Genomic DNA, 13,323 nt, shown 5'->3' with positions numbered 1-13,323 from the left:
ATGACGAAAAGACTCGAAAATCAGACTGCGGTTGTCACGGGAGGCGCAGCCGGCATCGGCGCCGCGTGCGTCCGCAAGCTCCTAGTGGAAGGCGCCAACGTAATGCTGGTCGACAAAGACAACGAAGCGCTCGAAACCGCACGCCAAACATTCTCGGTTGCTGGTGACGCGATTAAATTCGGCCACTTCGACGTCTCACGCGAAGAAGACCGACGCTCAGCCATTGAACAGGCAATCGAATGGCGCGGCTCGTGTGACGTGCTGATCAACAATTCGGCTGCTTTCGTGATGAAAGGGATCGAAGCAGAGCCATCAGACTGGCAGGTGGTGTTTGAGCTCAACGTTGTCGCTTGCGCGCGGTTGGCGCACTGGATGGCCACGCACGCGCGTTTCGTGGGAATCAATCGCTCTATCGTCAACATCTGCTCGGTCTCGGCGACGCACGCGCAATCGCATTTTGCTACTTACAATGCTTCGAAAGGCGCGCTGCTGACCCTCACAAAATGCATGGCGCTGGATCTCGCGGCAGCGGGCATCAGAGTGAATTCTGTAAGTCCCGGCACAATTTGGACCGAATCAAATGCGGCGCACATCCTGCGCCGATTCGGGATCGATCGTGGCGGCGCCGACGAACATCCGGACTTGGGAGGTAAGCACGTGATGCGGCGCTTGGGCGATCCTCACGAGGTCGCCAATGCCGTTGCGTTCCTCGCATCAAGCGAGGCCAGCTTCATCACCGGAGCCAATCTGGTCGTGGACGGGGGGTACAGCATCGTATGACTGTACAGACCACGGGTCGAACGCGGGTCGCATTGGTCACCGGCTGCGGCCAAGGCTTGGGAGCCGAAGTGGTGCATAGGCTCGCCCAGCACAACTGCATTGTCCTTGCGACATATAGGAAGCTGCCGAATAGCACGGTTACGCATTTCCGCGTGCATCACTCGGAAATGGACGTCACGAACGAAGTGCAGGTTCGCAGCGTCGTGGCGTACGCGGTGTCTCGATTCGGTGCGATCGATATCCTAGTCAATAATGCAGGGGTGTATCTTGATCGAGAAGACCTTTTTAATCCGGAATTGCTTCCTTTGACACTTCTGCAGGCGACGCTTGACGTCAATCTGGTTGGGGCTGCCCGGACAATGGCTGCGGTCAGCCCCATTATGATTCGGCAGGGATCGGGTGTGATCGTGAACGTATCGAGTGGGATGGGGCGAAACGTAGAGCTAGCAGGTGACGCTATCTACTACCGCACCAGCAAAGCTGCGCTCACTGCGCTCTCAAGATGCGTCGCACAGCGTCTGCGGGGACATGGGATCATCGTCAATGCTGTTTGTCCGGGTTGGGTACGCACCAGGATGGGAGGTGACCGAGCAGTTCGTTCCATAGAGCAAGGTGCCGAGGGTATCGTCGCGGCGGCATTGGACCCTCCGAAGAACGGTGTTCTATTGAGAGATTCAGAAGATTTTGGCTGGTGAAATGACCACCTATCAATTTCTCATTCTACTCAAGCCGGAGGCGAACCGGCCCGAGGTCGATAGACCGCGACTTCTGCGACTGATCTATGAGCATTTTGAACGCCACCATGTGGAGATATTGGACCAAGGACAATTCACCGGGCATCCACTTCGCAGTCGGCAAGCACTCGATTTCATATATCCGCGCTTGTCACTGATTGCGCAGATGGGCGAGCAAGCGTTGAATTCAGGCGAGCGTGATGCACTGGCGCAAGCAGCACCGGGTACCATGAGATTCTCAGCTGATCAGGCGTGTACCGAATTTGCGAAATCTGCCTCGCAACTTTGTGTCGAGGGTGACAGTGGCAGAGTCATCAAGCTTGGCCCAGGCGCATACGCCGCCCACTTTGTCGAGCTGCGTTGCGTCGTGCTTAATCATTTTTTCCCTGAGTTTCGTGATCGGTTTTATGCCGAGAAGGCGGCAATCACTGCGCTGGAGTGCCGAGCGACCGGACTTGGCTTGCATCGGATGCGCGAGACGCTGGTAGGCAACATTTGTCCTAGCCGAGCGGAAGCGGGCAGCTTGCGTGCCAGTGCATTGGCGCATGCTGCCGAACTTGGCCTTAAGGACGTATCGGTCGCGCGCAATTTCTTCCATATTTCTCCGGGGTACATTGAGGCCACTTTTCAGTTGGCATTTCTCTTTCCTGAAGGTGGGAGCTTTCAGGAAAGGATGCTGCGCTACGGTGTTGCACTGAGTGAGAAACAGTTGGAAGCTTGCCGCGATCGCACTAGGCTTGCACAGCTCTTCGCCGAGCTGGAAGAAATGCCGTTGCGAGGGGCGATTCGCGGCATGAAGAGCTTCATCGATGAACGGCCAAACTAAAGCTTGCGAAGTCCGCTTCGCGTTCGTTCGTCACGCAATGTCGGTAGACAATGAGGCTTGGTTACTTGGTTTGCCCTGGCCCGGAATCGCCGACGCACCGCTTTGTGGTCGGGGCCGCCAGATGCTACCAGGAATCGTGGCAATATTAGCCGAATGGAGACCCGAACTGATCGTGACATCACCGTTGAGACGGTGTATCGACACGGCGATAGCGGTCGCCCGCACGACGGCCACTCAGGTCGAAGTCGACTATGACCTGACAGAGACGCCTCATAATGAAGGCGACCTACCGCTTCCGCCAGATCTTCTGGCAAAGGCACAACCTAGTCTGATAATACGTCGTCAGAACGCAATCTGTTTCCCGGAGGCTTTTGCCGAAGCGAGTACCGCTCGATTGATACGGAGTCTGGCCAGTCGTTCTGAAAGACGAATATGTCTCGTTGGTCATCGAGGTTGGCTCATGAGCTTTGCTGGCTTGGATATTGAGAACGGTGAGTTGATATGTTTGAAAGTCGAATTCGAGATAGGTGACTTGGCGAAGAATTCACCAATGACAATTACAAGAATTCCGCGGATGTGGTAAGGGAGTACGTCGACCGAGGCTTGAGCTACCTTTAGAGTGATGTCGTGGACGCATTTTCTCGCGGGGTCGCAATATGTTGAAAGTTCGTCGACAACACGTGGAAGTGCGCCACAGAAGCGCAGAATCTAGACGTTGATACGGCTAACGAACTATCTGCCGTTATAACGCCGATTCATTGCTTTCCCGAGGCGTCATCCGAACGACCGGACGAACTTTGTCCGTTTTGATAAATCCTGCGTAAGAAAGAACGACAACTGACAACCTCGTGGGAAGATGCCGCTCAGCGCCGCCGCAACGTCAACCGAATTTTCCGCATTCCTGAACGCGTGCGGCGGCATCGCGATTGTGAATTCCGTCGCGGATGTCTGGTGCACTTTGAACCTATGCGTGCCCAGAATCGGCGGCAAGGTCCGGTTGAGTCGGCTTGGATCGAGAAATGATCCGTCTGGAAGACAAAACAGGGGCAGCCGCTTGCCTTCCAGATGCATGAGGCGCGCGGATTGCGAACCACACGAACATGGGGTCTCGCACAACTTCGCGAAATCGCCGGTGTGGAAATCTTCCACGAGAATGGCATTGTCCGCGCGAGCGGTGATGATGATCTCGCCCATAGTTCCGATAATGCTATTAAGGTGCACTTGAGACGAACAGGGAGTGACATGCAATCCCTGCCCCTGAGGGCATTCGATCGCAACCACAGAAGTTTCGCTTAGGGCGTAACAGTTGAGGACCGGGCAACCAATTGCCCACTCCAGGCGATGCTTCAGAGACGCATCAAGCTCTGCGCCGCTGCTGACCAAGAACGCAGCACCCTGTAGGCGTTCAAGCGCTCCCATCTCCGCAAAGAGTTCAAAGAGCGGCGGTTTTGAAATCACTGCGGTGGGCCGAAGCGCTTCCGCGATCTCCAAAGCCGCGAAAACCGACGAGGGATCTCGCTCATCGATGTTTAGCAAAGCGATTGCGCCGAACCAGCCTGCTGGATCTTTAAACAGCCAATTGCCCGACCGACCGCTATTGTTGATCGAGACCACCACACCATCAAGGTTTGGCGCTACGTTGGCGCGATAGAAAAACCACCGGATCGGCAAAAATAGCTGCTGGAAGTAGAAGCTCTCGCTGTAGGAGACGGTCTTGACATCATCAGTGGTACCACTAGTTGTCTTCAACCAGATGTTGACGGGCTCTTCGCGCGCTGACTGCTCTCGTCGACGGGCAACGCCGCCGACGGCTGTCTGCGACAGCACGTAGTCCGTCCCTACCTCTCCCGCGTCCAGCATGCGAGCAGCGTCCCATTTCGAGGCGATCTGTTGCGTATACTTTAGCGACAATATGTATTCATCAAGCGCAAAGGAGAAGCAGGGAAAGTTCCTAACTATACGACCGAGGACCGATCGTTCATTTGGCGACGACGACATTCTCGTACCGGATGCCGACCACCAAATTGTCGGGACTGATACTCGACAGCTTGTCCGCTCCTGCGATTCTAGCCACCGACTCAACGGCGTAGTCGAGGCCCAGATTGCTCAGCACCTTCTTCACATCTTCTGCGCTCACGCCAGTGCGGTCAGCAACCTGGCTAATGACTTGGTCGAGCTCCGATGCGGATTGCGACATTTAAACCTCCTGCTATATGGAGTTAAGGTTGATGCAACAAGCCGCAGCGAGATGGCGAATCGTAGCCGCCGACTTTGGAGCGCCATCTCAACGCCAGCGATGAACGCCCCGCCCCTCGCCTTATTACAATACGCCTGCAGATTAATTTCGGAGGTGCTAGCTCGTGTTGAGGGCGATTGCACTATCTGGTGGTGAGGAGAACTTCTGGCCGGCACAAGGTCATGCCAAGTTTTTGCTGCATTAGTTTGTTATGAAGTCTAGTCAACGTTTTCCGCAAGTCCAAAATATCTTTCGAGTCGAAAATGCGCGGTAGCTAGCAGACGTGGCCGCGTCGAAAAGATAAGTGATTAGCGCAGGTCAGTACACACGCGGGTTCCTTGGCGTACTTTCTGCACAGTGCACTCGTCAGCATCGATTCAACATGTGGGTGATTAATAAAATGCTCAAGACGAACTCGGGTGAGCGTGCTGAACGGCCGCTATTGACGAAATCGAACGGCACTTAAGGGTCGACTACGGCAGTTCGTCGTGTGACCGGGTGCGGCCACATTCAGCCATTCTGCACCGCCTCCAAAATCGTCAACAATCAATCGACGCGCATCCAGTAGTCCACGTTACCAGGGCATGTGCATTCCAGCCATTGCTCAATTCAACCGGCGACACGCACAGCTTTTCCAATTCACTCGTTTACTTGACAGGGCACTTGCACGATTCTGCAATGTACATGTTGCGTTTTTCACCGGATAGCGAGAGCCCTTTTACGGCAATCGCGCGCTGGGCGAACGAGGTTCCGTGCTGCGCCACGTGTGTCATGACGCGCTTAATGGACAGCCGCAAATGGTCGCGCGTGTCGCGGAGGCGTGAATCCAATCTTCGAGGGGTATCTGTAACCATGTTCAATATTCTCCTCGTCCCGCTGGACGGCTCACCCCAGACTGTCCACGTCGTCGAGCTGGCCGGCCGTGTGGCGGCACCCGGTACGGCAACCGTACACCTTCTATGCGTTGTCGACCCATCCTACGCGTTGCCTCCCGGTTGCGAGGACGGTGTCGCGCCAGATGGCTTGACCTATCCGTGCGCACATGCGCAGACGTCTTTCGCACAATCCGTCCTGGCTGCAGCAGCTGCACAGCTCGCCGCCCGGAACCTTACGGTGGAGCAGCATTTCTGCGCGGGAAATCCACCCGAAGTCGTCGTCGAACAAGCCCGGCAGCTGACTGCGGAAGTCATTGTGATGGGACATCACCATCTGTCACGGCTACGCCGCTGGGCCAACCAGTCAACCTGCGGAATAGTCATCGAGAAGGCGCCCTGTGCGGTACTGATCGAAACCCGGGAGAAGGGCTAACCTCAGGATCCCAGGCAGAGGAGCGTCCGTTTTGGGGAAATACGACCGTCTCTTCAGGGTCGACTACGGCTGGTCGCGACCCCGCGGCCGGCTCACCCGACCTGAAGTTTCGGCTTACCATGGTTGGCACCGGTGCGGGCTCTGGTAACTTCGACGGGACGCGCACGGACGCCCGTCGACTCCCCAGCGCGGATCGCGCGGCGTGACGATCGGGCGTGAAACAACGAGGGTCCACGATGCGCGCACGAAGTGTGAGCCAGGGGCGGCGCGATTTTCTTCGCAGGTCGGGTGTGGTGCCGTCCACGTTGCTGCTGTTGGCGCTCGGAAAAACCGACGAAGGCCGGGCCGACGCAGTTTCACCGACCCCCGCCTGCGACGACGGTCACGGACCGACGCCGCGGCAGACGGCAGGCCCGTTCTTCCTGCCGCACTCGCCGCAACGCGCATCGCTGCTCGAACCGGGGATCAATGGAACGAAGATTGTCCTGACCGGGCAGGTGCTGTCGACACGATGCAGGGCGGTGTCCGGGGCTTTGCTCGATTTCTGGCACGCTAATGACGCCGGAGAATACGATGTCGAGGGGTTCCGGCTGCGCGGTCACCAATTCTCCGACAGCGAGGGACGCTATCGCCTCGAGACCATCGTGCCGGGTCTGTATCCGGGACGCACACGACACTTCCATGTGACGGTGCAAGCGCCGAACGGGCCCACTCTTACGACCCAACTTTACTTTCCGGGCGAGCAGCGAAACGCTCGCGATTTCCTGTTTGATCGCCGGCTGTTGATGATGATGGGCGACGACCGCGGGCGCAAGGCAGCCCGGTTCGATTTCGTGCTCGCGTTTGCGTAGCGCAACTCACGGATTTCGATGGCGCCCGGGATTTCATTCCGGTCAGCCGAAGACGCCCGCATCGAGATCTCTCGTGAAATGCTGTAGCCAATCGCTTTCGTCGCATAACGGGTATTCCTTCGTAACCTGCGTCGATAGCCTGGTTATGCAGACATAGCCCTGTAGACCGCAGTTCTCGTCACTCTTGGGGTCTGTCGTATCGGTTTCCCGAAGATCGAAATCTCCTTCTGTCAAACCGTTGCGCTGCAGGGTCGCGAGAAAATTCTTGTGTTCATCTGGTTCGATCAGGTGCATGTTCGTCCCCCGATGTGTTCAACGGAGATATCGTCAACCGATGCTAGTATGCTCTCGGCCGCCGCTTTCGGCTCGAGCCGGGCCGACTCGGTCTCATCAAACGCGCCGTCGTTGTATAGACTTGAGCTAGGCGGGGGCGCTCCCCGGCGTTGTGAAGGAGCCAGGTTATGCTGACGCAGCGAACGAAGGACATCGTGAAGGCCGCCGCACCCGCGCCGTTACCCCCCACAGCCACCAGTCTGAACGCATGACAGATATCGATTTTGTGCGTCCGCCTTGCAAAGTTCTGCTTGTCTGTCGGAGGATTTTCCACAAGCTTCGATGTCCCGGTTGTAATTGTCGATGCAATTGGTCTTTATGTCGTTGCAATTCTGGGCGGCAAGGCCCCCGAATGAGAGACCCGCTAAAACGCCCATCAAAACGCTCATCAAAACGCTCTTCATGGTTGCTCTCCTTGCTGCAAGGCTCGATCAAAATGAACCGATCCAGATCTGCACGATCATATCCCTCACCTTGATCATCATTAAGCCCACTAACGCGCAGCTATTAATGCAAGGGCGTGATCTCGCATCGGCTGAAACGCGGGCGTTGCTCGAGAAGTGGGGCAGCCTTCATGCAGTTCGCAGCGTGTCGAGCCTTGCCGCATCGCTAATCTTTCTGGCAACCGCATGGATGCAGCACGCGTGAGCCGCAGGCGTCGCGAACCGCCCGAGCCGCCTGAGCCGAACGCACTTCTCGAGAGACCGCGAAGCGGGCGACGCACCGTCCTGATACTTCGGCAAGTCGTCGCTCAACGAGAGGCCAGGAAACATGCTCGCGCACCACACGTGCCATGACGGGCTGATCCTTGTGGGATCGTCGAGCGTCGCGTAGTTGATTTCGACCGTTTGCGGCGCTGCCGACTCGCGATACTCGAGTTGCGTACCGCAATGACCGCAGAAGCGCCGTTCGCCCCATGGGCTCGACTTGTACACCCGCGGCTCACCCCGGACGTACTCGAACTCGCCGATCGGAACCGACGCGGATGCGGTCACCGCGGCGCCGGTGGTCTTCTGGCACAAGCGGCAGTGGCAAAAGCCGGCGTCGGTCGGAACAGCCGTGGCTCGATAGCGGATAGCGCCGCATGCGCAGCCTCCTTCCAATACGTCATCGGTCTTCATCCTTGTCCCCGCATATTCTGTCGCGAACGTCTTCAAGAATACGACGCAAGCGCGGGCCGTGCGGGCGTATGAGTGATGCAGCCATGTTGGCGGCCCGCAGCTTTATTCGGGCGCCTCGACTTTCGCCGAACGCGTGCGGGCCGGCGATCGGTCATCTGTCGCTATCCGGCCACGAAGGGTCGTTCACCGCAGCCCGCAATTGGGCATTTGGACGACCGCTTCGCCCTAGAAAACGGACCTTCCCGCATTGATCAGATTCTGCGCTAGCTGGCGCCCTAGTCCACGGATTCAAATGTGGGGCGACCGCTTCGGCTGCAGATTGAGGATGCTATTGCCGCCGTCGGAACTTTTACTACGGTGATGGGGATGACGTCGATCCGCCTTTATTAAGTCTAATGAGTTCAAGCCGGGCAGTATTGGCGTGTGGCGGGTCGGGGATTTTGATTTCTACCACGGAAACGGAATTCGTGAGACTGCCAGTTCTGCAAGATCAATGACTTACTCATCTATTCCGGGCGTCTGAGAAATGTCCAGATGCGCGCTGCAGATCAGTGAGACTGGCAGGTGGCCAGCCTTCTCAAGCTCAAGCCCGTGAAGGCGCGTGTTGCAGAGTGCCGCAGGACATTTCGCAACGGTGCGAGAAAAACGTGGCTAGTCTTTGTTACCCTTCGCAGCCCGTCGGTCCGAACCGGCTTTTCCTCTCGCCACACTTCTCGCCCTTTCGAGGTCGGCGTGCAGCAGTGTCGTGACCTTCAGCGCCTGATTGGCGCATACCGCCGTCAAGGTAGTTGCACCCAAGCCCACCGCCTTACCAACGTCGAGCGCACCGGCAGACTGGATGTATAGAGAGATGGATGACATAACAGGCAAGTAAAGAATGGACGCTGTAGTGACCAACGATGGAATACCCTTCTCATGCAATCCTATCCATGTGAAAAGTAGTGCGTTAGCTGTCGGCGCTTCATACGTTACCAGCGCACGTCGCATGACAAGCAAATTGCAAAGCAAATAGGCCGCAACAAACAGCACGGCAACTGGCCCCGCGAACGAGAGGATGCGCTCGTCGAGTGGTTGGCCGATGACGTTCAAATTTTGCCGCGCCGCGCCGGCTTTATCCCGAAAATACTTAACTGCTTCGGTAGCTGTCATGGCGGCAATCTCGCCCCATGCTTCGGTTAGGTTAGGAAACGCGTCCGCGAAATTCCCCCTAGACAACGGCATGTCGATTTGAAGGCCGTTCGGTGTGCTTTCTTCAGAGCGATTGTCGGAGAAGACCTTTGCTACGAGCGTCAGGACAGTGCGCTTTATTGGATTCTGGCGCACAGTCGAAAGCTGAGGATTTGCCTTCAATATCTTTTTAATCGTATTCGATACCCAAGACGGCTCTTTATGTTGCGTATCAATCCCATCAAGGGGCATCGCATAATAACGCCAATAAAATTGCCCGTACCAGGACTGATCATCCTGTTGTTCGTAAACTCTTGCCTCTGCGAAAAATCGTAGTATCAGGACCCACCGTGGTGTATCGGGAGAGTGGAGATTGCCTCTTAAGTCACGTACGGTGGCGTAATCAAATTGCGCCCCTTCCTGAATGGGATCACATCGCTCTAGAATCGTAGGTTCCTCTCGCCGCCAACACATTGGCGGGTCGTTTGTAGTGCCGAACGCATGGTCGAACGCCTGACGGAGAACATTATTGGATGGAGCGACTGGGTATAGTACCGGGGGCGTGTCAAAAAACGAAGCTATGTCGCTAAGTCGCGAATTTGGACCCGGTGGCAATTCGGAAAGCGGTGCATCGTACTGTACCGTCTTGGCAACGCCAACTCGTCGAAACGATTCCGCAATATCGTGGAAGCGCTGCTCGGAATCTGCAATAACGGAAGAGGAAAATGGACGGCTCGGCCGGAAATCATCACTGTGTTGAGCGTAGCGCTCGATAGCCTCAGCCTCGATCTGGTCGGCATAGAAGCGCTGCGCGTCGTGGGGCGACAACGCATACACGAGCAGCGCTGTCGATATTGCCACTAGCACGAGATGTGTGCGGATGATCGCAGAGATAAAGGGTTCCACGTCAAGCTATTCCTTCCATGCTTTGGTCGGCAAGGCGACTGTGGCCAGGATGTTCCATTTGTAAATCCCTCACTGCTTTTCGCCCCGCCCCCCCGGTCAGGCGACCCGTGCCGTCGATTTGTATAATGCTTGCTCAGATCTTTTACGCAGGCACCGGCCTAGATCTTCGCAAATACTCCACCGGGTGCACGCGCGCCTCATCGACGTTGCCGATTCGGCAGCCACCCCCACTCAACTTGCGCTCATATTGCAAGAACTCGTGTGCGTCGCATTGTCACTAGTCTCGCATTTGTCTCTCCTGCCCCTCAACCGTAGAACAGGAACGATCGCCCCTCGACATTCTTGAAGACTAGCGGAGACATTGGCAATGTGTTGTGTTTGTTACAAGGTAACCCATGGACAGCAGATTGGCACCGACGACGGCTACCAATCAGTAAGCTGCCGTTGAGAGAACATGGCTGCCCTATGGCCGGATTGGGTCGGTTTCGGCCGACCGGATCGGTCCGTCGGCCATGAACGGTCCTTCAGCTCGTATCCCGGAGGACTGGGCGACGACATCCAGTCGCCGCCCGTTGCGCTTACGGCAATGAGATCTGGCGGGTGTATTCGGCCGTCACGTTGGGAGCCGTGGCTATGCCGAACAGCGGGTACACGGTCTTGAGTCCGCTAGCAGCCAGGCCCATGTAATCGCCGAGGAAATGGCCACGCGCCACCGGAGCGTTCAGTATGTTGAACGAAGCCGTGGTCAGTCGCTGCTCATTGCCCCAGTTGCCAGGGCTCGTGCACCCGGTAGTGCAGAAGACCGCGAAATAGTCGGTGCCCTCGACGCCGGCGGGTGTGTTCGTGTCGTTACGAAAGTCGTAGTAGGTCACCACGACGGTCTTGCCGTCCCCCGACGCGACCACCGCCGGGATGAATGCCTGCTGTCGGCACGCGTTGGTGGAATTGGCCGGGGTCTTGTTGATCATGACCGGCATTGACCAGGTTTTCCCGAAGTCATCCGACTCGCTGAAGGCGATCCCGTCGATCGGGATTGTTCCAGTGGGCGTAGTGCAGGTGGCTGTCACGAAGCGATCGTCCTGCCAGGCGAGATAGATTGCTCCCGTGACCGGGTTCACAGCGACACTGTAGAGAATGGCGGCATCGCGTAACGGCTGGCCGCTGTCAGGACTGACCACTCCGACCACGTCAATATCGCTGGCGAACGCCGGCCCGCTCCAGGTTCCGCCCTGATCCGTGGACTTGATATAGCCGATGTTAAGGCTGCCCGGACTCATGACATTGATCGCGGTGAAGAAATCGAGCAGGGTCCCATCAGGCAACACCCGCACGATGTTGTCGATCGTCTGTTTGTTCGTGCCCGGCTGGTAAATCGGGGCGGCCGTGCTCCAGGTCACGCCATTGTCGAGGGATCGTGAGAAGAAGCTCGGGCCGGTAAAATTGAACTTGAAGAACGGCGCACCGCCCTTGCACGGCGGTTTCGTGAACGGCGCACACACCGAAGACGCGCCCGCTGTCGAATTGATCAGTTTGCGCGCGATGTCCACACCGTCGTTTCCCGCGAGCAATTGGGCGGACTCCTTGCTTGGCGGGAAAACGCTCAGCTGATCCCACACCGCATAGACGTTACCGTTCGCGGTCGGATCGGCGGTGAGCGAGTTCTTGTCATTCAGCACATGCGGCGAGGTGTTTCGGATCAGCGTGACCGGAGCTTGCCACGTCGCGCCGTGATCGACGGAGCGGTTGACCAGCATCCCGCTATTGCGTGCGCCAAACGCACTCGTCGGCTGCATGGGGTCCAGGACCAGCGACATGAAGAAGGCCGTTCCGTCCTGCGCAAAGTCTACCCAAGGATCGGAGGCGCGACCAAACTTGCCCCCGGCGCATTCGGTAGTGCCGCTCGGAATTGAATTGGTCCAGCTGCCACCCCCATCCGTGGAGACGACGCCGACGAGTCCGCGCGAGCCACCGTCGTTCCAGCGGTCCTGCTGATGGCCAACGAGAAGGCGAGACGTGCTGGTCGGATCGGCTGCCAACCATGGCTCAATCGACGTGGCTGGATAAAGAATGCTGCCGAATGCCGACTCCTGCGCGTGTACCTGGTCGGCCGTGCATCCGCTAAACGGATCGCCCGCGGCAACCTGGACGAGCGGGCCGAGTGTTTGGGCCTGGGCGCCAGGACCCATCGCGCACGTGAGTGCGATGACGCTGCCGCCTGCGATGCCTTGGGAAACAAAACGGGATAGGCGTCTGAAAGTTGATTTCATTCTGTGCCTCGCGAAAAAGGGTAAAACGCCTCTTGCATTGCCGGCTGCACATCACCGGCACCATGACTCTCGCAGTGTGAACGGCCAATTCACACGCGAAAGCGATTTGCTCTACCGCAAAACCAGCGCTTGCTGCCGCCCCCACCGACCGATGCGACTACAGAGACACACTAGGTCGCGGGAGTCTCATTTGTGTGAAAAATTCAGTACGGATGCGAGTTAATCCCACGGCGTCCTTACCTCTATTGGCGTGGCATGATGTTTGCGGAAACGGGGCGGAGCATGTATGTGCTTGCAGAAGCATGGCGCCTTCAACGTGAGAACCGGGCTCTGCCCTGGTGCTTTCATACCCGCGATAAGATCCTGGGCAGGAAGAAGATGCCCAATCAATGGCGCGGCGCCATTAGTTGCGGACAAGCGTTCCCGGATACAACGAAAGGAGATGTGAGAAGCGTTGTCAGTTTCTACGGAATACTGATGGATCGGAGGGGGCGATGAGTCATGCTTCGCGGGGCCGCCAGGGCACGGTCGCGACCCAAAGGCCGACACGAAGAAGCCTGTCCCGGAGTGTCGGATTTACCCTTCCACGTGGGCGTCTTCAAGGTGAACTTGTGAATGGCAGCAACGGATCGTCTCATGCCCTTTGCATGACGTGGTGCATGGTCCGATTACGGCGTTTAGTCACGAGACGCAAAGCGGCCGAGGGTGTGTGGAAACTGGCTTTCCCAATGAAGGTGAGCCGCTGTTCGGGGCATTCGCGTTCGATGAGGTCGAGCTTGCGCTGACGTACCGTC

General features: G+C 57.2%; 11 protein-coding genes and 1 pseudogene. 6 read left to right on the top strand and 6 right to left on the bottom strand.

The annotated features are described in order from the left end of the window. The 3 genes from H1204_RS31745 to H1204_RS31735 are packed head-to-tail and all read left to right on the top strand — an operon-like array spanning position 1 to position 2,340. Complete coding sequence (locus tag H1204_RS31745) at positions 1-780, top strand: SDR family oxidoreductase (RefSeq protein WP_180734504.1); 780 nt, start codon at positions 1-3, stop codon at positions 778-780. Beyond that, positions 777-1,475: an SDR family NAD(P)-dependent oxidoreductase gene (locus H1204_RS31740; protein WP_180734503.1), complete on the top strand. Its 699-nt coding sequence runs from the start codon at positions 777-779 to the stop codon at positions 1,473-1,475. Before H1204_RS31745 ends, H1204_RS31740 begins: the two co-directional genes overlap by 4 nt. A 1-nt stretch (position 1,476) precedes the next feature. After that, a complete protein-coding gene (locus tag H1204_RS31735) occupies positions 1,477-2,340 on the top strand; it encodes a hypothetical protein (protein ID WP_180734502.1) in 864 nt (287 codons plus the stop codon). 774 nt (positions 2,341-3,114) lie between these two features. On the opposite strand, the gene H1204_RS31725 is transcribed toward H1204_RS31735, so the two are convergent. Next, positions 3,115-4,200 carry an AMP-binding protein gene (locus tag H1204_RS31725; RefSeq protein WP_180734500.1) on the bottom strand — a complete coding sequence of 362 codons (1,086 nt, stop codon included), beginning with the start codon at positions 4,198-4,200 and terminating at the stop codon, positions 3,115-3,117. Positions 4,201-4,318: 118 nt separating this feature from the next. Next, on the bottom strand, positions 4,319-4,537 hold the full coding sequence (locus H1204_RS31720) for a hypothetical protein (RefSeq protein ID WP_180734499.1): 219 nt from the start codon (positions 4,535-4,537) through the stop codon (positions 4,319-4,321). A 717-nt stretch (positions 4,538-5,254) separates the two neighbouring features. Between H1204_RS31720 and H1204_RS31715 the strand changes: the two genes are divergently transcribed. After that, complete coding sequence (locus tag H1204_RS31715) at positions 5,255-5,884, top strand: universal stress protein (RefSeq protein WP_243468930.1); 630 nt, start codon at positions 5,255-5,257, stop codon at positions 5,882-5,884. Positions 5,885-6,120: 236 nt separating this feature from the next. Continuing rightward, positions 6,121-6,735, top strand: coding sequence for an intradiol ring-cleavage dioxygenase (locus tag H1204_RS31710; protein ID WP_180734498.1), 615 nt, complete (start codon positions 6,121-6,123; stop codon positions 6,733-6,735). Between the two features lie 42 nt (positions 6,736-6,777). Here H1204_RS31710 and H1204_RS31705 read toward each other — a convergent pair whose 3' ends face one another. Then, positions 6,778-7,029 carry a transcriptional regulator gene (locus H1204_RS31705; protein WP_180734497.1) on the bottom strand — a complete coding sequence of 84 codons (252 nt, stop codon included), beginning with the start codon at positions 7,027-7,029 and terminating at the stop codon, positions 6,778-6,780. 342 nt (positions 7,030-7,371) lie between these two features. Here H1204_RS31705 and H1204_RS31700 point away from each other — a divergent pair, with 342 nt between their 5' ends. Continuing rightward, positions 7,372-7,716 carry a DUF1772 domain-containing protein gene (locus H1204_RS31700; protein ID WP_180734496.1) on the top strand — a complete coding sequence of 115 codons (345 nt, stop codon included), beginning with the start codon at positions 7,372-7,374 and terminating at the stop codon, positions 7,714-7,716. Positions 7,717-7,790: 74 nt separating this feature from the next. On the opposite strand, the pseudogene H1204_RS31695 reads toward H1204_RS31700, so the two are convergent. From H1204_RS31695 to H1204_RS31685, 3 genes and pseudogenes are all read right to left on the bottom strand, one after another. Beyond that, a pseudogene (locus H1204_RS31695) lies at positions 7,791-8,189 on the bottom strand (GFA family protein); the annotation flags it as partial. Positions 8,190-8,840: 651 nt separating this feature from the next. Continuing rightward, positions 8,841-10,262, bottom strand: coding sequence for a hypothetical protein (locus H1204_RS31690; RefSeq protein ID WP_180734494.1), 1,422 nt, complete (start codon positions 10,260-10,262; stop codon positions 8,841-8,843). 578 nt (positions 10,263-10,840) lie between these two features. Then, positions 10,841-12,529, bottom strand: a complete 1,689-nt coding sequence (locus tag H1204_RS31685; RefSeq protein WP_180734493.1) for a sialidase family protein — start codon at positions 12,527-12,529, stop codon at positions 10,841-10,843. Positions 12,530-13,323: the final 794 nt, after the last annotated feature.

Source organism: Paraburkholderia sp. PGU19 (genome assembly GCF_013426915.1).
Taxonomy (GTDB): domain Bacteria; phylum Pseudomonadota; class Gammaproteobacteria; order Burkholderiales; family Burkholderiaceae; genus Paraburkholderia.
The sequence above is the reverse complement of the archived record's forward strand: the minus strand, read 5'-3'. Positions and strand labels throughout refer to the sequence as shown.